The sequence below is a fragment of the Promicromonospora sp. NPDC050249 genome (assembly GCF_040656015.1).
Classification (GTDB): domain Bacteria; phylum Actinomycetota; class Actinomycetes; order Actinomycetales; family Cellulomonadaceae; genus Promicromonospora.
The window spans coordinates 66,398-92,131 of the sequence record NZ_JBFAKY010000024.1; the positions used below are offsets into that span (position 1 = coordinate 66,398).

Here is a 25,734-nt window from a genome sequence, read left to right on the forward strand (position 1 = left end):
GGCGTCGGCCCAGGTTCTAGTCTAGTTCTGTGCCACTGACAATCCCGCCACACCTGCTGCCCGCCGACGGCCGATTCGGCTCCGGCCCCTCCAAGGTGCGCCCGGAACAGGTGGATCATCTCGTCGCGAACGCGCACGTGCTCGGCACGTCACACCGGCGGGCGCCCGTGAAGAACCTGGTGCACCGTATTCGTGAGGGTGTCACGGAGCTGCTCGGCGCGCCCGACGGCTACGAGGTGGCGCTCGGCAACGGCGGGGCCACGGCGTTCTGGGACGTCGCCACGCTGTGCCTCGTGGAGCGCAAGGTGCAGCACGCCGCGTTCGGCGAGTTCGGCGGCAAGTTCGCCGCCGCAACGGCGCGCGCCCCGTTCCTCGAGCCCTCCCAGGTGATCTCGGTGGAGCCGGGCGCCGTCGCCTACCTCGAGCCCGCCGACGACGTCGACACGTACGCCACCCCGCACAACGAGACCTCCACAGGCGCGATGGCGCCGGTGCTGCGCCCGTCGGGGCCGGACGGCGCCGTCGTGCTCACCGACGCGACGTCCGGGGCCGGGGCCCTGCCCGTCGACCTGAGCCAGACCGACGCCTACTACTTCGCCCCGCAGAAGGCCTTCGCCGCGGACGGCGGCCTGTGGCTCGCCGTCCTGTCCCCCGCGGCCGTCGAGCGGGCCGCACGCGTCGAGGGCTCGGGCCGCTGGGTGCCGGAGATCCTGTCGCTCACGACCGCGATCGAGAACTCGCGCCAGGACCAGACGCTCAACACGCCGGCCGTCGCGACGCTGCTGCTCCTGGCCGACCAGGTCGAGTGGCTGATCGACCAGGGCGGGCTCGAGTGGTCCGCGAAGCGCTGCGCGACCTCCGCCGAGATCCTCTACTCCTGGGCCGAGTCGCGGGAGTGGGCGACGCCGTTCGTCGCGCGCCCCGAGGAGCGATCCGCTGTGGTCGGCACCATCGACCTCGCCGAGGAGATCGACGCGGGACGGGTGATCTCCGAGCTGGCCGCCAACGGCGTGCAGGACGTGTTCGCGTACCGCAAGCTGGGGCGCAACCAGCTCCGGGTGGGCATGTTCCCCGCGGTCGACCCGGACGACGTCGCGGCGCTCACGGCCTGCGTCGACTACGTCGTCGAAACAGTCTGACCAGCACGATCACGTCCGCAATATCCCTTGGACGGGGAGTTCAGCCTATTGTCCGAGCCGTGGGGACTCTGTAACGTTTCGGCATCCTAGGGAACCATTCGAGGGGCTGTTCAACACCATGCCAGTGATCGACCACTTCACCTTCGGGATCGTGACGCCGCTGCTGGCGTACGCGATCTCGTGTACCGGCGCAGCGACGGGCCTTGCGTGCACGTCTCGCGCCCGAGCAGCATCGGGCGGCACGCGCGCGGCGTGGCTCGTGTTCGGCGCCATCGCCCTGGGCGGTACCGGCATCTGGGTGATGCACTTCGTCGCCATGCTGGGGTTCTCCGCGTCCGGCGTGACCATCAGATACAACATTCCCGAGACCCTCCTGAGCGCGGCGATCGCCATCGTCGTCGTGGGTGCGGGCCTCTTCATCACGGAGCTGGGCAAGCGCAAGCTCCCTGCGATGCTCGTCGGTGGCGCCCTCGCGGGTGCCGGCGTCGCAGCCATGCACTACATGGGCATGGAAGCGATGGAGATGTCGGCGGAGGTCGTCTACAACCCGGTCTACGTCATCGCCTCGATCGTCATCGCCGTCGTGGCGGCCACCGCGGCACTGTGGTGCACGGTGCACATCCGCGGCACGCTCGCCACGATCGTGGCCACCCTGGTGATGGGGCTTGCCGTGACCGGCATGCACTACACCGGGATGGCCGGGGTCTCCGTGATCAACCCGATCAACAACGTTCCCGCCGGCGCCTCGACGATGCAGCTGCTCGTGCCGCTCGTCATGGCGGTGAGCGTCGTGACGTTCCTGCTCATCCTCGGCATCGGCCTCTGGCCCACCGAGGACGAGCTGCGCACCCAGGCCGAGTTCGAGAACCGGCTCAAGGCGCACAGCGAGCAGGGCCAGCGGTTCGAGAACGTCCAGCAGGACCTGCAGCCGGGTCCGGCTCAGTTCGCGCAGACGCACCGCGCGCTCTGACCCTCGGCAGGCCCGCGAAGTAGAGCGCCTGTCCGAGTCTCCCCGGTTGTCGCCGGGGAGACTCGGACAGGCGCTCTACTTCGCGGACGAGGTGTGACGACACCCACGTACCGTTAGCAAGGCTAATGATCTAGACTGGTGCGGTGTCGAGCTCCCGCAGATCCAGCCGAAGCCCGGCCACAGTCGGGGGCGACCTCCGCGTCGCCCTGACCCGCATCTCCCGCCGCCTGCGCGCAGAGCGCGGTGAGGCCGACCTCCCCGAGGGCCAGTTCGGCATCCTGACCGTGCTGCACAAGCACGGCGAGATGTCCCCTGGTTCCCTCGCCGAGCACGAGCGCGTCCGGCCGCCGTCGATGACCCGCGCCGTGAACACCCTCGCCGAGCTCGGTCTCGTCGAGAAGGTGGAGCACGCGACGGACCGCCGGCAGGTGGTCGTCCGGCTCACCGCAGCGGGCTCGCGTGAGGTCGCCGAGACCCGGCGTCGCCGTGACGCCTGGCTCACCAAACAGCTGTCCACCCTTACCGGAGAGGAGAGAGAGATCCTTGCAGGAGCCAGCGAGCTCCTGATCCGGATCGCCGCTCGATGAGCGCAACTTTCGCCAGTCTGAAGTACCGCAACTATCGCCTTTGGTTCGCCAGCGCTCTCGTCGCCAACATCGGCACCTGGATGCAGCGCGTGGCGCAGGACTGGGTCGTGCTGACCGTCCTCACCAACAACTCCGGTGTCGCCGTCGGCATCGTCACCGCACTGCAGTTCATCCCCCACATCTTCCTGTCCGCGTGGGCCGGCCTCCTCGCCGACCGCGTGGACCGCCGCAAGCTCCTGATGCTGACGCAGGGGGGCATGGGCGTCCTGGGCCTCGGGCTCGGTGCGCTGGTGCTGTCCGGCGCGGCCGAGCTGTGGCACGTCTACGTGTTCGCGACCCTGCTGGGCATCGTGAGCGCGATCGACGGCCCCGTGCGGCAGACGTTCGTCGCCCAGCTCGTGCCGACCAAGCGGCTCGCGAACGCCGTCGGCCTCAACTCGACGAACTTCAACGCCGCCCGGCTCATCGGGCCGGCTGTGGCGGGTCTGCTCATCGCCGCTGTCGGCACCGGCTGGGTGTTCGTCATCAACGGCATCGCGTTCGGCGCCGTCATCATCTCGCTCACCCGGATGCGCGACCTGCACGCCCTGCCGGTCGCCTCACGCGCCAAGGGGCAGATCCGCGAGGGTCTCGCCTACATCCGCGGCCGCAGCGACATCGTCGTGATCATGGTCGTCATGGGCGTTGTCTCCACGTTCGGCCTGAACTTCCAGCTGACGTCGGCCATGATGGCGCGCGTCGAGTTCGGCCGGGGCGCGAGCGAGTACGGGATCCTCGGCTCGGTCCTCGCGATCGGCTCGCTCGCGGGGGCGCTCCTGGCCGCCCGACGGGAACGGCCGCGCGTGCGGCTCGTGCTGGGTGCCGCGTTCGCGTTCGCGATAGCCATGGGGATCCAGGCGGTCATGCCGACCTACCTCGGCTACCTGCTGATGTGCATCCCGGTCGGCTTCGCGTCCCTGACGATGCTGACCTCGGCCAACGCGGCGATCCAGCTGTCGGTGGCCCCGGAGCTGCGCGGCCGGGTCATGTCGATATACGTGCTGGTGGTGCTCGGCACCACGCCCCTCGGCTCCCCGGTGGTGGGCTGGGTCGGCGAGACGTTCGGCCCGCGGTACGCCGTGCTGATCGGCGCCGTGGCGACCCTGCTGGTGGCCCTGGCCGCGACCGTGTGGGCGTACCGGACGTGGCACGTGCGCGTGCGCGCCCGGCTCTCCCGCTCGCACCGCATCCCGCGCCCGTACCTCCAGGTGACCTACCCGGACGTAGAGCCGGACCCGACCCGCCAGGCCCTGGCTGCCTGACGCCGGACGTCGACCGACGCGCGCGCACCCAGTGGTCGGGCCCGGACTCGCACTGAGTTCGGGCCCGATCACTGGGTAGAAGCGTGCATTCGATGACCCGCGCAGCAGGTCAGCGGGTCAGATGCCTACCGCAGCGCGGATCGGGCCGAGGAGGAAGTAGACGACGAAGAGGGCCGCCGCTACCCACAGCAGCGGGTGCACGGCACGCACCTTGCCGACGGCGACCTTGAGCAGGACGTACGAGATCACACCCGCCCCGATGCCCACCGTGATCGAGTACGCGAACGGCATCAGCACCATCGTGAGGAACGCGGGGATCGCGACCTCGAGGTTCTTCCAGTCGATGCCCGTCACCTGGACGACCATGAGGAACCCGACGATCACCAGCGCGGGCGTGGCCGCCTCGTGCGGCACCATGGTGACGAGCGGGGCCAGGAAGGTCGTCAGCAGGAACGCCACGCCCGTCGTGACGGCGGCGAGACCGGTGCGGGCGCCGTCGCCCACGCCGGACGCCGACTCGACGTACGCCGTGTTGGACGACACCGAGCCCATGCCGCCCGCGGACGCGGCGATCGAGTCGACGATCAGGATCTGGGTGGTGCGCGGCGGGTTGCCCTTCTCGTCGAGCAGCCCGGCCTCGCCACCGATGGCGACCATCGTGCCCATCGTGTCGAAGAAGTCGGCGATGAGGAGCGTGAACACCAGCAGGATGACGGCGATCGGGCCGATCTTCTCGAACGAACCGAACAGCGAGAACTGGCCGATGAGCGAGAAGTCGGGCAGGGCCACCACCGAGTCGGGCAGCGCCGGGACGTTGAGCGACCAGCCACCCGGGTTGTCCTCGGTGCGCCTGCCGATCTGCGCCACGGCCTCGATGACGACGGCGAGCACGGTCGAGGCGGCGATCGCGATGAGGATGCCGCCACGCACCTTGCGCACCATGAGGACGGCGGCCAGCAGCACACCGAACGCGAACACGAACAGCGGCCAGGCGCCGAGGGAGCCGCCCATGCCGAGCTCCGTGGGCGTCGCCAGCGAGGCGGGGATGCGCACGAAGCCGGCGTCGTAGACGCCGATGAACGTGATGAACAGGCCGATGCCCACGCTGATCGCGATCTTGAGCTCGCGCGGCACGGCCCGGAACACGGCCTCCCGGAAGCCCGTGACGACCAGGATCAGGATGACCAGGCCCTCCAGCACCACGATGCCCATGGCGTCGGCCCAGGTCATGCCGGGCAGTGCCGCCACGGAGAAGGCGACGACGGCGTTCAGGCCGAGCCCCGCCGCGAGCGCCAGCGGGAAGTTCGCGACCACGCCCATGAGGATGGACATGACGCCGGCGACCAGTGCGGTCGCCGCGGCGATCGCGGCAAGGTCGCCGCCCGAGGAGCCGCCGCCGAGGAACTGGCCGGTCCCGTCGGGCACGTTGCCCAGGATGAGCGGGTTCAGCACGACGATGTAGCTCATCGTGAAGAAGGTGACGAGCCCGCCGCGCACCTCCGTCCATACCGTGGACCCGCGTTCGCTGATCTTGAAGAACCGGTCGATGGCGCCCCGCGCCTGGGCCTGGTCGTGAGCCATGGTCCGATGTTGCCCTTCGTTACCCGATGGTGCCCGACGACGTGCCGCTGACCGCGGTCCTGAGCATCTGCTCCACCGACCGCACCTGGGTCAGCACGTAGTCGCTGCTGAGATGGTGGTAGTCCCGGTAGACGGGGTGGTCGGTGTCGCCGACGCCGCAGCTGTTCGCGTCGCACGTCTGTGACCAGACGCCGTCCCAGGTGGGAACACCGTACTTCCTCCAGATCCCGGCGCTGATCCGGGGGAGGTCGCCGTTCGAGCTCTCGGCCTCTGCGCGCGACATGCTGCAGTCGCCGAGCCCGGGCAGCGGTCGGGTGAGGCAGTCGAGCGGGTCGACGTCGAGCCGGGGGTTGTCCTTGACCGCCACCACGGCGGGGGTCGCGGCGACGAGGTGGGCGAACAGCTCGTCGTTCGCGCTGGTCCAGGCGGCGAGCGCCTCGTCACGCGTCATCCGGCTGCCGTCGGCGTGCTGCATCCGGTCGGCGTAGATCTGCGCCTGGCTGACGACGACGGCGTCGGGCCGCAGCTCGTCGACGACCCGTAGGGACTCGGCCTGGAAGTCGGCGCACGACCCGCGTTCGGCGGGCTGCTCGACGTCGACCCGGGCCGCGGGGCAGCCGTGCCGCCAGCGGACGGCGAGGCGCAGGCCGGCGTCGGCCGCCGCGGCGTCGAACGCGGGGAGCCAGTGCATGGCGTGCGAGTCGCCGAGGAGGAGCACGGTGGTGGTGGCGGAGACGTCGCCGAGCAGGCACACCTCGACGCCCGACGTCGTGTTGATGGTCGTCGTGCACCCGTACGGTTCGGGCTCGGCGCCGGCGGCTACGGCGGTGGCGTACGGCTCCTGCCGCAGCACGGCTCCGGTGGCCACCCGCGTGCCGACGGTGAGGGTGCCGACGGCGAGGCCGATGACGAGGGTCACCGCGGCGGTGCGGCGCCACGACCGCATGGCCCCGCTGAACCGGACGGGGTTCTCGACCCAGCGGTACGTGGCGACGGCGGCGCCGAGCGCGGCGAGCGTGGCGAGCACCTTGATCCAGATCGCGTCGTCCTGCACCACCGCGGTGGTGAGCACCACGAACGGCCAGTGCCAGAGGTACCAGGAGTAGGAGACGTCGCCGATCCGCTGCAGCACCGGCAGGCCGAGCACCCGGTCCACCCAGGTGCCGTCCGCGGGGATGCTGCCTGCGGCGAGCACCAGCAGCGCGCCGCCCACGGGGAGCAGGGCCACGGTGCCGGGGAACGGGTCGGTCTCGTGCACGAACACGAACGAGAGCGCCAGCAGCAGGACCCCTGCGGTGCCGAGCAGGGCCCGGACCAGTCGCGCCCGCATCCGGGAGAGCTCGGCGAGCCGGCCCCAGGGCAGGGTCGCGACGAGCGCGGCGCCGGCGAACTCCCAGGCGCGGGTCGGCAGCACGTAGAACGCCCAGTCGGGGGCGGCCGCCGTCATCCAGACGGAGGTCCCGAGCGACAGGACGAACGTTCCGGCGAACAGGAGCTGCAGCATGCGGCGGGCAGGCACGCGGGTACGGCGGGCCACGGCGACCGCCAGCAGGATGAGCAGCGGCCAGAAGATGTAGAACTGTTCCTCGATGCCGAGCGACCAGGTGTGCAGGTAGGGGCTCGGGGTGACGGCGTCGGAGAAGTAGTCCTGCCCCTGGTACGGGAACAGCAGGTTGGAGACGAACAGCATCGCCGACGCGGCGTGCCAGGCGAGGCGCCCCCAGACCAGCGGCGACAGGACCAGGACGCTCGCGAGCAGCGTGACCGTCACGACCAGCGCGAGCGCGGGCACGAGGCGCCGCATGCGGCGGGTCCAGAACTCGACGAGGTCGACGCTCCCGCTCCGGTCCACCTCGCGCAGCAGCAGCGAGCTGATCAGGTAGCCGGAGATCACGTAGAAGATGTCGACGCCCGTGAAGCCGCCGGGGATCGCGATCCCCGCGTGGAAGACCACGACGGCGAGCACGGCGACCGCCCGCAGCCCGTTGATGTCCGTGCGGAACGGGTGGCCGGCGCCCGGGGCGGCAACAGCCGTGTCGATACCCGGCCCGCGCGGCTCCGGAGCCGGTCCGGTGGGTCGCTCGACGGCGGTGGTCGTCGCCTGCGCCATTTTTCTCCTGCGGTCGTTCCGGACGGGTGCGCCGCTCACCATAACTGGCACACCAAGGTCACCCTGACCGGGTATCGAGGAGGATGTGAGGAGAGCTGCGGCTCAACCGAGGAATACGTGAGAGCACGTCAGCAGGGGTGCCGCGGTCGTGCCGCCGGCCCTGACGCACCCGATCGCGCCGCGCAGCAGCTCGGGGTCCACGAGGTTCTCCCGGTGCGACGGCGAGTCGATCCAGGCCTGCACGACGTCCTGCGGCGGCTGGTCGGTGCGGCTGAGGTTCTCCGCCGCGAACGCGCCACCGGGGCAGCTCTCCTGCACGGGCTCCAACGGCGCATGGACGAGCTTCGGCGCACCGATCAGCGCACCGGCCCGCTCGACGGCCACGGCGGCGAGGCACTCGTCGTGCTCCACCGGCGGTACGTCCCGCTGGGCACGTGCCGCGTTCACGCCTTCCTCCAGGGCTGCCGCGTACTGCTCCGGGTCGCTCAGGTCCACGCTGCCGGACGGCGTCCAGGTCGGCGAGGGACCGGGCGTCGCCTCGGTACCCCAGGGGTCGCCGGACGGCCCCGTCGTACAGGCGGTCAGCAGCGCGGCGGTGAGCAGGAACGGGATCCCGAGGCGGGTCAGGGCGCGGGGCACGGGGTCGATTCGACACCGCGCTGCCCGAGCACACAAGCCGAGGCGCCGCGCCGCTCGTCCGCCGAGGTCCTGTCGCCACCTCAGGGCTCAGTCCAGGAACACGTGGGCGCAGATCATGACGGGCGCGGCGGGGTCCCCGCCGTCGGGCACACAGGCGACGGCGCCCCTGGTCAGGTCGCCGTTCAGGATGTTGGCGCGGTGCCCCTCTGAGTCCATCCAGCCCTGTGCCGCCTCGGGTGGTGACCACCCGCCCTTGGCCAGGTTCTCCGCGACCGCCGAGGTGGGGCAGGTCTCGAAGATCGGCTCGAGCGGCGCGTGCGCCAGCTCCTTGCCGATCAGCGCCTCTGCCCGCTCGAGCGCGACGTCGTAGGCACACGCGTCGTGCGCCAGGGCGGCCAGGCCGTTGGCGCTGCGATGGCCGTTGACCGCGTCCTCCAGGGCCGCCGCGTACTGCACGGCGTCAGTCAGGTCCGGCTCGCCGCCGCCTGCGCCCCCACCGGTCCCGCCACCGCCGGTCCCGCCCGTTCCGTCGCCGGTCCCGCCGGAACCGCCTCCCCCGGTGTCGCCGGCTCCCCCACCGTCGTCCGCCCCGGGGACCGGCGTACGGTCCGCGCCGCGCGACGCCGAACCGCTCGGCGCTGGCTGCACGTCCACCGCGGCGGCCTCCTGGGTGTGCTTCCCCCTGATCGGTCCCACCGAGGAGGGCTGCGGATCGGGCGCCAGCCGGACGGGCACCGCCTCGGCGACCACCCCGGGTGCGATCCCCGGCGCGGGCATCGGCTCGGCGCCGGGGTCGAGGAGCCCCGCGCACGCCGTCAGGCAGGCGGCCACCGCGACGCCAAGGACCGCGCGGGCGACTGCCCCGCGCAGGGCAGGCCCTGGCCGGGACGCGGACGACGTCGTACAGCGCGCTGGGGACACGAGTTCGGACAATACCGGCGATCGCTACCGTACGGAATGCCCCGAAAGCTACCGAGAGCGGGCAGGAGCCCGGTTCACGCCCACAGGTCGAGCGGAAAAGCCGCCAGCAGGGCGTCGCCGTCCCACTCGGGTGGGCGGACACCGCCCAGCTCCACCGCCTCGTCGACGGAGGCCGCGACGCGGAACTCGTCGCGCCCGGTCCCCGCGTAGTAGTCGTGGTACTTGTGCATCGGCTCGGCCGACGGCGGGACCAGCCGGGCGGGGATGCCGAACGACTCGGCGAGCACTATGCCGTGCAGGGACGTCGCGACCACGAGGTCGCACCGGGCGATCTGCCCGGCGATCGCGGGCAGGTCGCCCTGCGGCGCGATCGTCCGGGGGTCGTCGCGGTGCCGCGCCCAGTCGTGCAGGTTGGGCACGAACCCGACGGCCCGCCGCTCGCCGTCGGCGTAGCTCTCCCGGGGCCAGAACCGGCTCCAGAGCAGCGCCGGGTCGCCGAAGACGCGGGGCGCCTCGATCCCCGCCTCGCGCAGGAGCCGGTGCGTGAGGGGCCCCCGGACGGCGCGCACGTCCAGCCCCAGGCCGGGCGGCAGGTGTGCCTCCTTGCCGTTGATCCCGGAGCCCCAGACGACGTCGCCTGGCGCGGCCAGGTGCAGGATCGAGCCGACCGTGAGCAGCCTGCGGGCGCCGCCGCCCGCCGGATCGATGCCGCGGGCGGCGAGGATGCGCTCGACGAGCGCAGGGCCGATCAGGTCGCCGAAGTTGTTGACCCGGCGCCGGACGGGGACGAGCCTGCCGAGCTTCCCTGGCACCACCGGCCGCCTGGGGTTCCAGTGCACCACCTCGACGGTCACGCGCGTCCCCCGGCCGTCAGCGCTCGGCGGACCACCGGTCCGAGCGCCCGGCGGCCCACCGACAGCGCCGTCTCGACCGCCGCCCGTGGCCCGACGGCGGACCACAGCGCCGCGGTCGTCCGGCGGGCCGGCGGGAGGCCGAACCGCGCGGCGAACTCCGGGTCGAGCGGCCTGGCGAGCCCGCGCAGCCCCTTGCCCGAGTGGTTCTCCCCCGTGTCCACGTGGTAGACGGCGCCGCGGAACGGCAGGGGTTCGAGCACCCTCCCCTGGTGGCGGGCGTACCACTCGAGCGCGTGCCGGTGCGCGCCCATGACGTTCTCGACCCGGTCGCCGAACCCCGCGAGGACCTCGTCCTGCGTGGCGGTCTCGTCGAGGTGGCCGGGTACGCCGTACGCGTCGAACGGGACGACGAAGCTGCTGCCGCACGTCCGGTGGAAGTCGGGCTGACGCCGGTAGACGGACCGGGCCCGCGAGTACACCCAGCCCTGGTCGACCACCCAGCCGGGGTGGTCACGGTGCCGCGCGGTGAACTCCGCGAGGTCGCGGTGCACGAAGTCGTCGGCGTCGACGATCATCACGTGGTCCGGCGCGTAAGGCCGCGCGGCCAGCAGCCCGACGCCGATCTTGCTGCCCTTGTCCCGGACGAACTGCGACCGGGCGGCGTGCGGGCCGTCCGCCGCCTCCGGCGCCGCGAAGTCGACGGGCACGAACCGCACGCGCTCTGCCGGCCCGGGCTCGATCCGCGGCGCGCGGTTGCCGACCACGAACACCAGGTAGTCGTCGCTGGTCTGCGCCGTCAGCGACCTGAGCGTGAGCCGCAGCAGCTCCTCCACTCGGCCGTAGTCCGCTGAGTTGTGCGGGTGGCGCAGCGACGTCACGAACGCGAGCATCAGGTTCCCCAGAGCCGGGCAGCGAGCTCGCGTGCCTCGTCGAGGCCGGACACCTGGTGGGCGGTGCTGAACTTGCCCGTGTAGTCGTCGTAGATCGCGCGCAGCTTGCCGTAGCTGTTGTCCAGCAGGATGTGCTCGATGCCCAGCAGCGTGGCCATGACGTGCGCGTGCAGGCGGTCGACGACGGCGCCGCGGGCGGGCGCGAAGAGCAGCACCCCGCTGTCGATGTTCACCGTGTTGATCGCCGCGAGCGCCGCGGCGACCGGCCTGTTCGCGGCGCCGAGCGCAGGCAGCGGCATCCGGCGGCCCACCCGGGCGCGCTGGTGGCTGAGGGTCGCGACGAGCCGTGCCGCCTTGTGGCGCCAGTCGGCGGCGGCGTCGGGCCGCCAGTCGGTGCGGTCGGCGACCAGGCCTGGCGCCCAGTCCGGCGTGACGTCCTGGAGCCCCGAGGCGTTCTCCTTGTCGGCGCGGGCGAGCACGAGCATGCGCCGCGAGCTGCCAGCGAGCTGGTCGAAGAACGGCGGCTCCCAGCCCAGGGCCATGTCGTGGCAGTACGCCGCGCGGACGCTGGGCAGCTGTTCGGCGGCCCGCGCCTGCGACGGGGTGTCCCGGACCAGGAGCGTGAAGTCTTGATGGGCGCCGATGATGCGGTCGGCCTCGGCCGCGCGGCGCTCGGACCGGAACCAGACCGACTGGGGCAGCTGGACGATCTTGTGGCCGGGAAAGTCCTGCACTATGCGTTCCCGGTGCTCCTGGTGCCCGAGCCACAGGTCGCCGAAGTTGCCGCCGCCGTGGATCAGGATCGTGCCGGTGGGCATGGCCGCGCGGACGTCCGCCGCCAGATAGCCGCGCAGGTCGCTCACGTGCCGGATCTCGATGCCCAGGCGCCTGAGGTACGCCAGCTCACCGGCCCAGATGAGCGAGTCGCCGACGTTGCGCTGGTTGGGCGCGTCGAGGAGCGCTACCGGGCCCGGGCCGATGGTGTCGGCCAGCACGGTGGTGGTAGCGGAGCGCAGCCCCGCGAGGTACGCACCGTCCTCCGGACGCATCATCCCGTGTCCCCCTGGCTCGCGGTCGAGACCATCATGGGCGCAGCGATCCGATACCGCAGGTCGGAGCAGGTCACCCCCGCAGCGCCGCCTGGATCCGCTCCACGGCGTACGGTCCGAGGGTCCTGGCCCAGGTCCCGGTGATGTGCCCGCCGGTGTCGCGGTAGACCACCACGTTCCCGATCACCGACGGGCACTCGCCCGCCGCGCAGTACAGGTCGGTCAGGTCCACCACGTGCGCCCCCGGTACGTCGCGGGCCGCCGCGGCGAGCAGGTCGGGTGCGGCGAGCGCGCTGCCGGCCGGTGTCCCGCAGCCGTCCTCCACGGCGAAGGTCACCGCCGCCACACAGCGCGTGGAGCCGGCGGAGGCGTCGGGGTTGTCCTCCAGGACGACCACCCGGGTACCGCCCCGGGCGACGGGCGCCATGGCGGCGACGTAGTCCTCGCGCGCCACCTCGCCGTGGGCCCGGGAGGACGTCGTCACGACGACGTCGTACCCGCCTCGCTCGAGCGCCTCCTGGATCTTCGGCAGGCCGGGGCACAGCGGGTCGCGCTCCACGAGGCGCCACCGGCAGCCGTTGCCCACGTAGGTGTCGACCCGCCAGCCGGCGGCGTCGAGCTGGGGCCGCAGCATCGGCACGAGCTGCGCGGCGTGGCTGTCGCCGACCACCGCTACGCGGGTCGCTGTCGGCCGGTCGCTGCCGAACGTGCAGGTCTTCATGGGCTCGCCCTGGTACGAGTAGCAGCCGAAGGCCCCTCCGGTGTCGTACGAGGCGCCGGCCGGGTCGGGCGCGACGGCGGTCCCCGTGTTCAGGGCGCAGTCGTGCCGCGGGTCGAGCGCGGCCGCCCCCACGCAGTCGGACGGGTCGGCGGCGGTGCTGCCAGCCAGGACGACGTCGGGCATCGCGAGCCGGGGCGGGGCGGCCGCCCTGGCCGCCGCGTTGCCCCCTGCCCCGAGCAGCACGACGACGACGCACGCCGTCGCGTACCGGTACCACCCCGCCCGCGGCGCGAGCCGGGCGCGAGGGCCGCAGCGCCGGAACCACGCGGCGCGGCGGGCGGGCGCCTCGAGCCAGCGGTACGACGCCGCCGACAGCACGAACGTGAGCCCGAGCGCGAGCACGAGGTAGACCGCCGAACCCTGCGGCACGAAGGCGAGCAGCAGGACCGCCACCGGAAAGTGCCAGAGGTACAGGCTGTAGGAGATCTCGCCGACGTACTGACCCACGCGGTGCGTGAGCGGCCAGAGCGCCACCGGACCGCCCACGCCCGCCGCGATCACGAGCGCCGTGGACAGCACGGGTAGCAGCGCCCAGGGCACGGGGAAGCCCTCGCCCTCCGGCGTCACCAGGATCGCCGCGGCGATCCCGGCCAGCCCGAGCCAGGCGAGCGCCGAACGCACGCGCCCCGAGCTGATGCTCAGCCGCGTCGACAGGACGGCGACGAGCGCGCCGGCGCCCAGCTCCCAGGCCCGCGACGACGTGGTGAAGTACGCCCAGGTGGGCTGCGCCGTCGTCTCGGCCAGGCCCCAGGCCAGGGAGAGCAGGCAGAGCACGGCGACCGCCACCCCCGCGACCGCGCGTGCGTGCCCGCGCCGCCAGCCCGGGTGCCGCGCGCCGACGACCAGCAACCCCAGCAGGAGCCACGGCCAGACCAGGTAGAACTGCTCCTCGACCCCCAGCGACCAGTAGTGCTGGAGCGGGGACGGCGGCAGCGACTCCTGGAAGTAGTCGACGCCCTCGCGCGCGAAGTGCCAGTTGCCGACGAAGAGGAAGGAGAAGAGCGCGTCGCTCACGACGCTCCGGAACCGCTCGGTGCCCAGCAGGGCGGCCGATGCACAAACCGTGACCAGCAGGACGAGGACCGCCGCAGGCAGGATCCGCTTGGCCCGGCGCACGTAGAAGGCGGAGAACGAGATGGTGCCGGTGCGCTCGTACTCCCGCAGCAGGAGCCCGGTGATGAGGAACCCGGAGAACACGAAGAACACGTCGACACCGACGAACCCGCCCCGCGGCCAGCCGATCACGTGGTCGGCGACGACCGCGAGGACCGCTACCGCCCGGAGCCCCTGGACGTCCGCGCGGAAGCCCGTCGGGCCCCGCTCCGGTACCCCGGCCGATGCCGTCCGAGCTGATAGAGCAGGCCGAGCCACGCTCACTGCCATTTCCTTTTCCCCCGTGATATGCCCGTGTGGCGGTGCGGCACCATCCTGGGGTGACAGCTGCCGTCCTGCAGTTCGGAATGACGCGGCGACCGGACGATTCGGGTCGCACGCGGCACATTCCTCGCATATTTTTGCGGGGCACCAGCGAACCCCATTCCAGCCGACCAGCTTAGGTTTCCCGATGTCCGGTATGCGCACGAGCAGCACGCCCTGGTACGACCGTCGCATCACCTTTGTCGGTGGCCTTCATCGCAGCGGAACCGCCCTTCTCGCACGAATAATCAGCGCGAGCCCCGACGCTTCCGGACTGACCGGAACGGGCGCCGTGATGGACGAAGGTCAGCATATACAGGACACCTATGTTGCCGGCCTGGGCAATACGTCCGAATGGTCGTTTCACCCGCAGGCGCACCTCACCGAGGAGGACGCACGCCGCGTGCCCGACGCCGGGGCGCGACTCTGGGCGAGCTGGTCGCCCTACTGGGACCTCGACGCCACGGTGCTCGTCGAGAAGTCGCCGCCCAACCTGACGAAGATGCGCTATTTCCAGGAGATCTTCCCGAGGTCTCGCTTCATCGTCGTGACGCGGCACCCCATCGTGCAGGCGCTGGCCGTGCGCAAGTGGGCCACGAGCACCCGGGGGCGGTTCACCTACGGCTTCCCCCGGCTCGTCGAGCACTGGGTGCACGCGCACGACGTCTTCGCGGAGGACGCGCTGCACATCGAGAACCTGCTCGTGGTGCGGTACGAGCACCTGATGCGCGAGCCGGCGGTCGAGCTCGGCCGGGTGGCCACGTTCCTGGGCATCGAGATCGACACCGCCGCGATCGGCGCCGTCGACGCCGGGCGCAGCAACCGCTACGCCGAGCTGTGGCGGACCGGCGGGCGGGCGGAGCTGGCCGGACGGGTCCGGAGCCATGTCGGGAACCTCGGGTCGCGGCGCGGGACGCCCCGCGCCGACCTGCTCCGCGACGTCACCGACGCAGCACTGCTCCCCCGCTACCGCAACGTCGTCAACGAGCACCTCGGGGACCGGATCCGCGCGCACGGGTACGACCTGAACGCGCTGGACGAGGCGGCCGGGTGGGCCCCCGTCGTGCACGGCACACCGGTGATCCTGGCGGCTGACCGCCGGTGAGCGCCCCTGTCCGCGTCGTCTACGTCACCGGCTCCGGCCGCAGCGGCACGAGCATGCTCACCGGGGTGCTGCGCGAGTTCGGGCTGCACGTACCGGGACCGGAGGTCGCGTCGGACGCCTCCGCCCCACGCGGCTTCTCCGAGCCGCAGTGGGTGGTGGACTTCCACAACGGCATGCTGCGGGCGGCAGACGTCCAGACGTCGGACGCGCGGCCCATCGCATGGCACCTCGTCGACCGGGCGAGCGTCGAAGGGGACGCGCGCGGCCAGATCCAGGAGTGGCTCACCGCCCAGGTCCGACAGCACGGGAACCTCGTCATCAAGGATCCGCGGCTGCTCTGGTTCTTCGAGCTCTGGCAGGAGGCCGCCGTGTCGGCGGGGGCCGCGACGTCGTGCATCACGATGCTGCGCCCGCCCGCGGAGGTGGCGGGCAGCAGGGCCGCCTTCTACAAGGGCGGGGGGCTGGTCGACCGGGTGTCGGGGTGGATCAACCTGATGCTCGGGACCGAGCTCACCACCCGCGCGACTCCCCGTGCCTTCGTGCGTTACGGCGACCTGGTCCGCCGCTGGGACGAGCCGGTGTTCGCCGCGGCGGCGGCTCTCGGCCTGCCGATGGTCCGCCCGGACGACGCGGCAGCGGTGGCCCGGGCGAACGCCTTCGTCGACCCTTCGCTGCACCACGTCGCCGCCACCTGGCAGGACGTGCCCGTGCCCGCGCCGCTGCGCGCGCTGGCCGACGACACGTGGGCCGCGCTCGACTCCCTCCCCGGGCACGACGACGCCGGGACCCGCGCCGAGTTCGACCGGCTCCGTGCCCTCTACCCGTACGTCCACCGCAAGGTCGCCGCGTCGCCGGCGCGGCGGATCGCGCGCATGGTGCCGGCCGACGTGGTGCCGCCCCGTATGCGGCAGAGCGTCGCGGGGATGCTCTGGGGGACGTCGCACGCCGCGGGCCGACACCGCTGAGGTAGTCCTCCGGCGGGGTCGTCATCTGGCGACGTGGTCAGGCTGCCCGCACCTCCCCCAGCATGGCGCGCATCTCCTCGGCCTCGGGCATGCCGAGCTCGGTGTAGATGGCATGAGCGTGCTCATAGTGGGCCCGGGCCAGGTCAGGATCGCCAGTCGTCCGGCGTGCGTGTCCGATGCCGGCGTGGGCGCGGGCCTGCTGGTAACGGCTGCCGGCGGCGCTGGCGAGCGCGAGCGCCTCGTCGTGCAGAGCCAGTGCGGCGGCGGCATCGCCGGTGAACCGGGCGACCTCGCCGAGACCGTTGGTCGACCAAGCCTGGCCGACCCGCTCTCCGACCCCGTGGAACTCGGCGAGCGCCTGCCGGAAGTACTCGGTGGCGGGGCCCGGCTCACCCAGGCGAAGGTGCAGGATGCCGAGGGTGTCCAGCGCGTGGGCCCTGCCTCGGCCGCTCCCCAGATCCTCGATGATCGCCAGCGCCTCGCGCAGATGGCCGGCCGCCTCGGCGTATCGCTCCACCCGCATCTCGACGCTGGCGAGATTGTTCAGCGTGATCGACTCGGACTGCCGGGAGCCCAGCTCTCGGACGATCCGGAGCGCCTCGTGCTGGGTCTCGATCGAGGCGACGTCGTCGCCCAGACGTCCCTGAACGATCCCGAGATTGGTCAGTGCGACAGCTTCACCGCGCCGGGAGCCGGCTTCTCGGGCCATGGTGATCGCGTTCAGATGATCTTCGAGGGCGGCCTTGTGCTCGCCCCGCTGATACCTGGTGGTGCCGAGACCGGTCAGCGCCAGGGATTCGCTCGCGAGATCCCCGACCTGCCGGAACAGGGCGATAGCTCGCCGCAGGTAGTCGACGCTCGTGGTGTGCTGGCCCAGCCTGGCGTGGACCACGCCGAGATGACGAAACACGTGGGCCTGACCGACCGAGTCCCCGGCGGCTTCGGCGGCACGCAGGGCGTGACCGTTGATCGTCAGCACGTCGGTGATGTGGATGTTGACGAGGTAGAGGTGCAGGATCCGTGCGAGCCCGACGGCGCAGTCGGGCCTGCCGGTGTCGGCGGCGCGCTCGGCGATCGCCAGGATGCAGAACCGCTCGGCCTCCGCCCAGCCGCGAGCGGCGTCAGGCGTGGTGAGGTCCGGGACGGCCGGGCTCGGGCCGGACTCCTCAGGCAGGTAGAGCGCCTCCGCTGGACGGAGGGTGTCCATCGTGACGACGGCGGCCGTCAGGTAGTAGGAGAAGAGCCGTTCCTCGGCCGTCTTGCGGTCCTGTGCCGTGTCCTCGGTGAGGGTCAGGTGGGTGGCGTAGGCGCGCAACAGGTCATGCATGCCGTAGCGCCCGAGGCCGGTTCGGTGCAGCAGGTGGGAGCTGACCAGGGTCTCCAGGATCCGGCGAGCCGCGTTCGGCGGCAGGCCGGTCAGTGCGGCGGCCACGTACTGGTCCAGGTCCGGTCCGGGGTGCAGGCCCAGCCTCCGGAAGGTACGCGCCGCCTGTTCGGGCAGGTGCTGGACGGACCAGGAGAGGACGGCGTGGACGGCCGCGTACGGGTCGTCGCCGGGATCGAGCAGCTCGAGCCGCTCCTGCCGGTCGGCCAGATCGGCCACGACGTCGGCCAGGAGCCGGTCGGGCTGGGACGTGACCAGCACCGCGGCGACCCGCAGCGCCAGCGGCAGCCGGGCGCACTGCTCACTGAGCGTCACCACGGCCTCCGGCTCGGCCATGGCCCGATCCCCGATCAAGCGCCGGAGCAGGTCGATGGCTTCCGCTGCGGGGAGCAGGTCGAGCCTGACCTGGTGGGCACCGTGTACCGCGACCAGACCGGCCAGGCTGTCTCGACTGGTCACCAGCACCAGCGAGGAACCGCTGCCGGGCAGCAACGGCCGCACCTGGGCCACCCCGCCCGCATTGTCCAGCACGATCAGCATCCGCCGCCCGGCCAGCTCGCTGCGATACCGAACCGCACGCTCGTCGTCGTCCAGTGGTACCTCGCGCTCCGGGACGCCGAGCGCGCCCAGGAACCGGGCGAGGGCATCGGCCGGACGCATCGGCTGCTCCGGGTCGTAGCCACGGAGATTGACGTAGAGCTGCCCGTCGGGGAAATCGTGGGCGACCCGGTGCGCCCAGTGCACCGCGAGCGCGGTCTTGCCGACACCCGCCGTCCCCCGGATCGCGGTGATCACGACCGTCCGCGTCGGCCCGTCCTCAGCCGGGGCGGACAACAGCTCGTCCAGGCGCCGCAGATCGGCGTCCCGTCCGGTGAACCCTGCGACGTCGAGGGGCAGCTGCGCAGGGCGCGAGGCCCGGACGGCGGCATGTGACGCCGGGACGCTCGGATCCGGACCCGACGCCGTAGCGGGCACGGCCAGCTCGGGATCGTGCCGCAGGATCCGCTGATGCAGGTCGCAGAGCGCCGACCCGGGATCGCTGCCGAGCTCGTCGGCCAGGCTCTCCTGAACTAGCCGGAAGTGCGCCAGGGCATCAGCCTGACGCCCGCACCTGTACAGGGCGAGCATCAGCTGCCCGGCGAGGCGCTCGTCGAGTGGATGAGCCCGCACGGCAGCCGCCACCTCCGGCAGGAGCCGCGCATGCTCGCCGCGACGCAGCAGCAGGTCGAAGTGGTCGAGCGCGGCCGCCTGCCGCTCCGCCTCGAGCGTCACGGCGAAGGACCGCAGCCAGGCGCTGTCCAGGTCGGCGAACGGCTTGCCCCGCCAGAGGCCCATGGCGTCCTGCCACAAGGCGTCGGCGCGGCTGTCGTCGGTGCACCTGGCCTGAACGGCCAGTGCGCGGAACTGGTGCAGGTCCACGGCGGCCGGGTCGACGTCGAGCGCATAGCCGCCCGACCGACGCGCCGGCGCCGGGCCACCCGCGTCGTCGAGCACGCTTCGCAGCCGCGAGATGTAGCTGTGCAGGGTCTGCCGAGCACTGCGCGGCGCCGTCGTGCCCCAGACCCGCTCGACCAGCTGATCGAGCGGTACCGGCAGGCCCGGCTCGATCAGCAGCGCCGCCAGCACGGCCCGCTGACGCGCCGTGCCGAGCGGGACCGGTCCGTGCTCGCTCCGGGCGGACACGTGACCTAGAAGCTGGAATCGCACCATCGTCTCCCTGCCTCGGCGTAGGGCACCTGGAGGCAGAGATTAGTCGGCGGTGAACGAGGCGTATCGGCGTTTGCGGCGTCGTGCACAGGCTTGCGGTGGCCCGAGCGCGGGTGGTAGCACCTGCACGTCCACCCATGCCGACACCCAACGCAGGGAGGGTGCCTTGCAGGAACCATGCAGATGCGTCGCAGCGCGTCAGACGAAGAGCGTCCGGTCCGCCCGGCTCCCCGCCTTGCGAGCTCCCTGCGCCGGAGCCTCCGGCCCACCCGACGCACGCGGCCGCCACAGGATGACCGCCAGCATCAGCGGCAGCAACGGCGTCAGGTGCCGCACGTACGACCCGTAGTCGGGCTCGAACACGCTCTGCACGACGGTCAGGCTCAGGACCAGCGCCACCAGCCGCGCCCAGCGCGGGTCGGTCCGCGACTCGGCCGACGACAGGTGCACCGCCCGGGCGAACATGAACCACAGCACCAGCAGGAACACGGCGACCACCAGGTAGTACGGCGAGAGCCGCAGGAACAGCGGCAGCGGCACCGCGAACGTGACGAGCACGATCGCCGAGTTGAGGAGGCTCCCGACGGGACCCTCCAGGTCGAAGAACGGCTCGATGAGGGTGCGTGTGTCCACGTCGCCGATCCGCACCTCGTTGACCTTCGTCCGGTAGAAGTCGAGCTCGACCCCCAGGTAGTTCTGGAACACGACGGAGAGGACGACGAGCGCGGCCAGCGCCGTGCCGATCATCCTGCGCACCGAGAACCGCCGCGCCATGACCACCCGGAACCCGATGTAGCCGCCGATGATGAGGTACCAGTAGTCACGGAACTCGTGGGCGTAGTACGCCATGGCGCCGACGAGGACGAGCTCCGGCCAGGGCCCGCGGCGTCGCCACAGCGCGATCAGCGCGATCGGGAGCACGAACACGTCCTTGGAGTACGTACCCACGTAGACGACGGCGAGAACTGTCGCGCCCGCGATCAGCGCGAGCGACATGAGGCCCGCGTTGCCGATCCGCCCGCGCAGGGAGAGCAGCAGCACGGCAACGAAGAGCACGTAGCCGAGCATCGCAGCCCACATCGGCTGCTCGGCGAGGCCCAGCGCACGGTAGATCGCGCCGACCGTGCTGAAGGACTTGTCCGAGTCGTATCCCTGGTAGCCGCCCGCGATCGTCGCGATCTTCTTGCTGTCGTACAGGAACCGGGCAGGTATGAACGGGCTGCCCAGCAGCACGTAGCAGGCGCTGCCGACCAGGAGCAGCGCCACGAGCACCTGCTTGAGGGTGCGGTCGGGGTCGACCGCGCGCACGTCCACGGCCCGATCGGCCGTCACGGCACCAGCGCCCCGCCGGTGGCCTTCGCATACGCCTCGACGACGCCGTCGTGCAGGGCCGACTCGTCCATCTCGCCGACGAGCCGGTCACCGGACGCGATCATGCGGAGCCGCTGTTCCGGGTCCGCGACGGCGGCGTGGGCGGCGAAGGCCGCCTCGGCCGGGGTCCGGGCAGTGGTGAGACAGGTCCCCTCGAAGGCCGGGATCCGGCGGACGACGGTCGGCAGGCCCACCCGGGCGGCGTCGAGCACGCTGATCGGGAACCCCTCGTACGCGGCGCAGTGCAGGTAGACGTCGGATGCCACCAGCTCCCGCATGACGTCGTCGGCGGTGAGCCAGCCGGTGACCTCGACCCCGGCGTCCCGCAGCTCACGCACGAACGCCTTGTCGCCGTCGCCCAGCCAGCGGAAGGACAGCCCGAGGCCGGACCGGTAGGCGTACCGCGCCGTCTCCGCGAAGAAGCGCGGATCCTTCTGGGCGACCACGCGGCCGACCATCGTCACCGTCCTGTGGTCCCCCGCCGCCGCGCCGGAGCGGGCCCCGGCCTCCCGGACCGCGGCCGACGACGGCGCGTTGGGGATGCGGACGACGTCTCGCACGCCCATCGACAGGGCAAGGCTCTCCTCGCGGCGGCTCACCGCGGCGACCACCGAACCGTTCGCCGCCAGCGCCCGCTCCAGCACCCGGACGGCGCCGCGCACCGGCGCGGGGAGGTCTGCCCGCTCGAAGTAGTAGCAGTGCGGCTGGTAGACGACGGGCACAGGCAGCCTCCGCAGCCGCGTGTACAGCCCGGCACCGCTCGAGTGCGCGTGCACGACGTCGGGCGCCACCGCGTCGATGACCTGGCGGACCGCCCGCACCCGGGCTGATATGCCGTCCGGAAGCTGTGCGGCGGTGCGATAGGAACCGCGGCCGTCAATGCTCTCGATACCGGTGGACAACAGATGATGTTCGGCTTCGGGAACCAGTTCCGTAATGCGGTCGATCGCACGACCGACGCCGCCGGAATACCGGTCCGTGACATGCAGAATTCGCAACTGCGCCCCTCCACTGCCTGCCATAATTCACCCCGAAAAGGACATATATCCCTGCGGGCGCGGTTCAACCGAACGTCAGTTAGATTACCAACGGAAGCGCAGGTGGGCGCGGGACAAAACCCGATATGCAACTCTGCCCGACCCTGTAGGACGCAAATCGGCAGGACGCAAATCGGCGCGCTTCTCGGCCGACCGAAACCGAACGATCGTGCATCATCAGGGGAACGCTTTGAACGTTACCGAATACCTCCGGATCACTCGTGAGCACTGGGCTCCTGTGGCCGCCGTCGCTCTTGCCGGAATCATGCTCGCCAGCCTGTTCGCGTTGACCAGGACCCCTGCGTACACGACTTCCTCGCAGGTATTCGTGTCGTTCCACGGGGCCGAGTCGACGTCCGAGCTGGCCACGGGCACCAGCTATGTCCAGCGCCGCGTGGTGTCGTACTCCAACCTGGTGCGGAGCCCCCAGGTGCTCGACCCGGTGATCGTGGAGCTGGGCCTCGACACGACGGCAGGCGAGCTCGGCACGCGGGTCCAGGCGGCACCGGTGACCGACACGGTGCTGATCGACATCACCGCCACCGACGCCGACCCGACGGTCGCCGCGCGGATCGCGAACACCGTCGCCGAGAGCCTCGCGGAGCGCGTCGACGAGCTGGAGACGCCGCAGCAGACCGTCGACTCCCCGGTCCAGCTGCAGATGGTCCGCGAGGCCGCCCCGCCGGGCTCCGCGAGCTACCCGAACATCCCCGTGATGGTCTTCGTGGGCTTCCTCCTCGGCGCGGCCCTCGGGATCGCCCTCGCCGTCCTGCGGGAGATCGCCGACACCCGGGTGCGGTCGGAGCAGGACGTGCGCGCCGTCACCGACTCGTCGGTCATCGGTGCCATCACCATGGACGACGAGGCGGAGAAGAACCCGCTGGTCGTCCAGACGAGCCCGTACCACGCGCGGTCCGAGGCGTTCCGGAGGCTGCGGACGAACCTGCAGTTCCTCGATCTGGACGGGGGCCCGCAGGCCTTCGTCGTCACGTCGTCGGTGCCGGACGAGGGCAAGACGACGTCCGCGATCAACCTCGCCATCACGCTCGCCGACGCGGACTCGAGGGTCCTCCTGATCGATGCCGACCTGCGTCGTCCCTCGGTCGCCGGATACCTCGGCATCGAGGGGTCGGTGGGGCTCACGACCCTCCTCATCCAGCGGGCCACCGTCGACGACGTCATCCAGCCCTGGGGCTCCGCGGGCCTGTTCGTCATGCCGTCGGGCGCCGTGCCGCCGAACCCGGCCGAGCTGGTCGGCTCGAAGGCCATGGCGCGGCTGGTCCACGAGATGAGCGAGCAGTTCGACTACGTGATCATCGACACCCCTCCGCTGCTCCCCGTCACCGACGCGGCGCTGATCGCCCGGATGACCAGCGGCGTGCTCATGGTGGCCGGCGCCGGCCAGATCCGCCGCGAACAGCTGCGACAGTCGCTGGCGAACCTGTCGACGGTCAGCGCCCGGGTGCTCGGGATAGTCCTGAACAAGGTAGGCCGCAGCGCGGACACCTACGGCGCGAGCTACGGCTACGAGTACCGGCCACGCACCGAGGACACCGGCGGCAGGTCCGGCAAGAAGGGCCGCGGCGCCGGCAGGAAGAAGTCGGCGCGCGTGGCACACGTGGCACAGCCGGCGCAGGTGATGCGGCCCGCGCGGCCGGCACCGGCCCAGGAGCCGACGGCGGGCGCCCGGTCGGCGGACTCAGCACCTGCCGAGCGCACGGCGGAGCCGGTCCCGGTCGCCCAGCCGGCACGACCTGCTGGGCCCGGGCGGGCCGGCCGGCCCGCGGACCGCGCCTCGGTCACCGCCGACGGCGGACCGACGAACGGCATCCCGCCGCGCCGGTCCACCGTCCCGCGGATCCCGCGGATCGCACCCGTCTGGGCACCGGTCCGGAGCGACGACGCGGGCTCCGGCCTCGCCCCGACGAGCAAGCTCCAGACGGTCCAGGTCGCGGACGGCTCCCTGAGCGACCAGAACGGTCCGGGCGACCGCTAGCGTCCCGCGTCTGACGTTCACACCGGGAGCCCGGGGCGTCAGATCGGTCCCTTGCACGCGTTGTCGTTCGAGATCGGTCGCTTGCCTTGACATCGGTCGGTTGATCGACCGATGTCAAGGCAAGTGACCGATCTCGTTCCGGATCACGTGCGTCCGACCGATCTCGCGGCACGAGAACCCATCTCGTCAGGCGATGATCCGAGCGGGCACGCCGACGGCGGACGCGTCGTCCGGGACGTCGGTGAGCACCACCGCGTTGGCGCCGATCCGGGCCCGGTCGCCGACGCGGACCGGCCCGAGGACGCGCGCGCCGGCGCCGACATAGACGCCGTCGCCGAGCACGGGATCGCCGTCCTGCCCGGTCCGTGAGCGGGCGGCGCCCAGGGTGATGCCCTGTTGCACGCGGGCGTCGCGGCCGACGACCACCCGGGGACCGATGACCACGCCGGTGGGGTGCCACAGCACCAGCCCTGGTCCGATCCGCGCGGACCAGGCGATGTCCGCGCCGGTGATCGCGTGGTTGATCTGCTTGAGCACCGAGCCGAGCACGGGGACGGAGCTGCCGGCTCGTGCGGAGGCGCGGTACAGGAACGTCGCGAGGAAGCGCAGCGTGAGGACGGTCGGCAGCACGCCGGCGATACGTGGCCGGCGCCCGTCGTCGCTCGTCCGGTTGGCCGCGAGGTCGGCGAGCAGGCCGAGGGGCCGTGCGCCGGCGGCGCCCGGCGCGGCACCCCGTACCGCGTCGTCCGCCGTGCCGTCCGTCGTCTCGTTCGTCGTGTCATGCGTCATCGCGTCTCGACCAGGCCTTCCGTCATCGAGTCGGCGGGGCGCCCCAGGCCCCAGCGTGCGCGTCCGACGGCGCGTGCGGCGGCGCTGATCGCCGCGCCGAGCAGGTCGCTCCCCGCCGTCCAGTCGTATGCCGCGACGCGCTCGACGGCGGACTGCCGCAGCCGGTCGCGGTAGCCGCCGTCCGCCATGATCCGGGCCGCCGCCGCGGCGAGGGCTGCCGGGTCGCCGGGCGGCACCACGAGGCCGTTGCCGAGGTCGCGCACCACCTCGGCCTGACCGGGCACGTCGGTCGCCACCACCGGGAGGCCGGCGGCCGCTGCCTCGATCACCTTGAACGGTGAGGTGCCCCGCGCGCTCGCCGTGACGGCGCCACGGGTCGCGAAGGCGAGCGTCGCCCCGCCCAGCACGCGTGCGACGTCCGCCCGGTCGAGCGTGCCTCGCCACTCGACGCCGTCGGCCCTGGCGGCCAGGACCTGCTCGCGTTCGACGCCGTCGCCGACCACGACCAGCCGCAGCCCGTCCGGCCAGGCCCGCTGCCGGACGGCGGCCACGAGGTCGCCGATCCCCTGCCACGGCGCGAGGTTTCCCACGAAGACGCAGTAGGGCGGCTGTTCAGGGGCACGGCGTGCGGCGGCGAACAGGCCGACGTCGGCGCCGTTCTCCAGGACCGTCACCTCGTGGGCGGGCCGGCCCGTCACCTCGACCACCCAGCGCGCGATGCCGGCGGAGGGCGCGACCACCCGGTCCGCCACGAAGAGGGGGCGCAGCGCCACCCACCGCAGGAGGCGGGAGCGGCCGATCCACGGGTGGACCGCCTCCACCTCGGCCAGGACCCCCTGGGCGCAGACGACGGAGGCCCCGCCCCGCAGCCGTGCCGCGACCAGCGCAGGCAGCGCGAACGGGTGCCAGCGCACGATGACGAGCCCGTGCCGCGGCTGCCGCACGGAGTCGAGCAGCAGCCGGACGAGGCGGGCGAGCCGTCCGCCGGACCGTCCGCGCTGGGCGACCACACGGTAGGGCTCGATCCCGAGCGCGGCGAGGCGCCTCAGCGTCCCGTCCAGGTGCACACCGGCGGCTGCCGACTCCGCAGCACCCTCGAGCCACACCAGGGTCGTCCTGGGTCCTGCGTCCACGTGCTGCCT

20 protein-coding genes are annotated in these 25,734 nt (G+C 72.1%); 7 read left to right on the forward strand and 13 right to left on the reverse strand.

Annotated features, from left to right (window positions below; translation table 11 throughout):
* The first annotated feature begins 29 nt into the window (after positions 1 to 29).
* From serC to AB0I32_RS19280, 4 genes are all read left to right on the forward strand, one after another.
* Complete coding sequence (serC, locus tag AB0I32_RS19265) at positions 30 to 1,139, forward strand: phosphoserine transaminase (RefSeq protein ID WP_357508869.1); 1,110 nt, start codon at positions 30 to 32, stop codon at positions 1,137 to 1,139.
* A gap of 118 nt (positions 1,140 to 1,257) precedes the next feature.
* Entirely contained in the window at positions 1,258 to 2,109 is an 852-nt protein-coding gene (locus tag AB0I32_RS19270) for an MHYT domain-containing protein (protein ID WP_357508871.1), read from the forward strand.
* A gap of 143 nt (positions 2,110 to 2,252) precedes the next feature.
* The gene (locus tag AB0I32_RS19275; protein WP_357508873.1) at positions 2,253 to 2,696 is read left to right on the forward strand and encodes a MarR family transcriptional regulator; all 444 of its coding nucleotides are present in this window, start codon (positions 2,253 to 2,255) and stop codon (positions 2,694 to 2,696) included.
* Positions 2,693 to 3,997, forward strand: coding sequence for an MFS transporter (locus AB0I32_RS19280; protein ID WP_357508875.1), 1,305 nt, complete (start codon positions 2,693 to 2,695; stop codon positions 3,995 to 3,997). The genes AB0I32_RS19275 and AB0I32_RS19280 overlap by 4 nt, the downstream gene beginning before the upstream one ends.
* Before the next feature lie 117 nt (positions 3,998 to 4,114).
* On the opposite strand, the gene AB0I32_RS19285 is transcribed toward AB0I32_RS19280, so the two are convergent.
* From AB0I32_RS19285 to AB0I32_RS19320, 8 genes are all read right to left on the reverse strand, one after another.
* A complete protein-coding gene (locus AB0I32_RS19285) occupies positions 4,115 to 5,578 on the reverse strand; it encodes an NCS2 family permease (protein ID WP_357508877.1) in 1,464 nt (487 codons plus the stop codon).
* A gap of 19 nt (positions 5,579 to 5,597) precedes the next feature.
* Complete coding sequence (locus AB0I32_RS19290) at positions 5,598 to 7,688, reverse strand: acyltransferase family protein (RefSeq protein ID WP_357508879.1); 2,091 nt, start codon at positions 7,686 to 7,688, stop codon at positions 5,598 to 5,600.
* Between the two features lie 102 nt (positions 7,689 to 7,790).
* Complete coding sequence (locus tag AB0I32_RS19295) at positions 7,791 to 8,327, reverse strand: CAP domain-containing protein (protein ID WP_357508881.1); 537 nt, start codon at positions 8,325 to 8,327, stop codon at positions 7,791 to 7,793.
* Positions 8,328 to 8,414: 87 nt separating this feature from the next.
* A complete protein-coding gene (locus AB0I32_RS19300) occupies positions 8,415 to 9,248 on the reverse strand; it encodes a CAP domain-containing protein (protein WP_357508883.1) in 834 nt (277 codons plus the stop codon).
* Positions 9,249 to 9,322: 74 nt separating this feature from the next.
* A complete protein-coding gene (locus AB0I32_RS19305) occupies positions 9,323 to 10,102 on the reverse strand; it encodes a polysaccharide pyruvyl transferase family protein (RefSeq protein ID WP_357508885.1) in 780 nt (259 codons plus the stop codon).
* Entirely contained in the window at positions 10,099 to 10,992 is an 894-nt protein-coding gene (locus AB0I32_RS19310) for a hypothetical protein (protein ID WP_357508887.1), read from the reverse strand. The genes AB0I32_RS19305 and AB0I32_RS19310 overlap by 4 nt, the downstream gene beginning before the upstream one ends.
* Positions 10,992 to 12,044, reverse strand: a complete 1,053-nt coding sequence (locus AB0I32_RS19315; protein ID WP_357508889.1) for a polysaccharide pyruvyl transferase family protein — start codon at positions 12,042 to 12,044, stop codon at positions 10,992 to 10,994. Before AB0I32_RS19315 ends, AB0I32_RS19310 begins: the two co-directional genes overlap by 1 nt.
* Before the next feature lie 70 nt (positions 12,045 to 12,114).
* The gene (locus AB0I32_RS19320; protein ID WP_357508891.1) at positions 12,115 to 14,199 is read right to left on the reverse strand and encodes an acyltransferase family protein; all 2,085 of its coding nucleotides are present in this window, start codon (positions 14,197 to 14,199) and stop codon (positions 12,115 to 12,117) included.
* Positions 14,200 to 14,395: 196 nt separating this feature from the next.
* Here AB0I32_RS19320 and AB0I32_RS19325 point away from each other — a divergent pair, with 196 nt between their 5' ends.
* On the forward strand, positions 14,396 to 15,343 hold the full coding sequence (locus AB0I32_RS19325) for a sulfotransferase (protein ID WP_357508928.1): 948 nt from the start codon (positions 14,396 to 14,398) through the stop codon (positions 15,341 to 15,343).
* Positions 15,340 to 16,308, forward strand: a complete 969-nt coding sequence (locus AB0I32_RS19330) for a hypothetical protein (protein WP_357508893.1) — start codon at positions 15,340 to 15,342, stop codon at positions 16,306 to 16,308. The genes AB0I32_RS19325 and AB0I32_RS19330 overlap by 4 nt, the downstream gene beginning before the upstream one ends.
* Before the next feature lie 37 nt (positions 16,309 to 16,345).
* Here AB0I32_RS19330 and AB0I32_RS19335 read toward each other — a convergent pair whose 3' ends face one another.
* The 3 genes from AB0I32_RS19335 to AB0I32_RS19345 form a co-directional block, all read right to left on the reverse strand.
* Complete coding sequence (locus tag AB0I32_RS19335) at positions 16,346 to 19,375, reverse strand: tetratricopeptide repeat protein (RefSeq protein ID WP_357508895.1); 3,030 nt, start codon at positions 19,373 to 19,375, stop codon at positions 16,346 to 16,348.
* A 222-nt stretch (positions 19,376 to 19,597) separates the two neighbouring features.
* A complete protein-coding gene (locus tag AB0I32_RS19340; RefSeq protein ID WP_357508897.1) occupies positions 19,598 to 20,731 on the reverse strand; it encodes a hypothetical protein in 1,134 nt (377 codons plus the stop codon).
* Complete coding sequence (locus tag AB0I32_RS19345) at positions 20,728 to 21,672, reverse strand: glycosyltransferase (RefSeq protein ID WP_357508899.1); 945 nt, start codon at positions 21,670 to 21,672, stop codon at positions 20,728 to 20,730. The genes AB0I32_RS19340 and AB0I32_RS19345 overlap by 4 nt, the downstream gene beginning before the upstream one ends.
* Before the next feature lie 34 nt (positions 21,673 to 21,706).
* On the opposite strand from AB0I32_RS19345, the gene AB0I32_RS19350 reads away from it, so the two are divergent.
* On the forward strand, positions 21,707 to 23,803 hold the full coding sequence (locus tag AB0I32_RS19350; RefSeq protein ID WP_357508901.1) for a polysaccharide biosynthesis tyrosine autokinase: 2,097 nt from the start codon (positions 21,707 to 21,709) through the stop codon (positions 23,801 to 23,803).
* Between the two features lie 186 nt (positions 23,804 to 23,989).
* Here the strand turns inward: AB0I32_RS19350 and AB0I32_RS19355 are convergent, their stop codons facing one another.
* Both AB0I32_RS19355 and AB0I32_RS19360 read right to left on the reverse strand, forming a co-directional pair.
* Positions 23,990 to 24,592, reverse strand: coding sequence for a serine acetyltransferase (locus AB0I32_RS19355; RefSeq protein WP_357508903.1), 603 nt, complete (start codon positions 24,590 to 24,592; stop codon positions 23,990 to 23,992).
* A complete protein-coding gene (locus AB0I32_RS19360) occupies positions 24,589 to 25,725 on the reverse strand; it encodes a glycosyltransferase family 4 protein (RefSeq protein ID WP_357508905.1) in 1,137 nt (378 codons plus the stop codon). Before AB0I32_RS19360 ends, AB0I32_RS19355 begins: the two co-directional genes overlap by 4 nt.
* Positions 25,726 to 25,734 lie beyond the last annotated feature (9 nt).

Excerpts from the sequence above, each read along its gene's own strand:
- AB0I32_RS19270 (WP_357508871.1), top strand. The coding sequence starts at position 1,258 with ATGCCAGTGATCGACCACTTCACCTTCGGGATCGTGACGCCGCTGCTG.
- AB0I32_RS19280 (WP_357508875.1), top strand. The coding sequence starts at position 2,693 with ATGAGCGCAACTTTCGCCAGTCTGAAGTACCGCAACTATCGCCTTTGG.
- AB0I32_RS19285 (WP_357508877.1), bottom strand. The coding sequence starts at position 5,578 with ATGGCTCACGACCAGGCCCAGGCGCGGGGCGCCATCGACCGGTTCTTC.
- AB0I32_RS19290 (WP_357508879.1), bottom strand. The coding sequence starts at position 7,688 with ATGGCGCAGGCGACGACCACCGCCGTCGAGCGACCCACCGGACCGGCT.
- AB0I32_RS19310 (WP_357508887.1), bottom strand. The coding sequence starts at position 10,992 with ATGCTCGCGTTCGTGACGTCGCTGCGCCACCCGCACAACTCAGCGGAC.
- AB0I32_RS19315 (WP_357508889.1), bottom strand. The coding sequence starts at position 12,044 with ATGATGCGTCCGGAGGACGGTGCGTACCTCGCGGGGCTGCGCTCCGCT.
- AB0I32_RS19325 (WP_357508928.1), top strand. The coding sequence starts at position 14,396 with ATGCGCACGAGCAGCACGCCCTGGTACGACCGTCGCATCACCTTTGTC.
- AB0I32_RS19350 (WP_357508901.1), top strand. The coding sequence starts at position 21,707 with ATGCGGTCGATCGCACGACCGACGCCGCCGGAATACCGGTCCGTGACA.
- AB0I32_RS19355 (WP_357508903.1), bottom strand. The coding sequence starts at position 24,592 with ATGACGCATGACACGACGAACGAGACGACGGACGGCACGGCGGACGAC.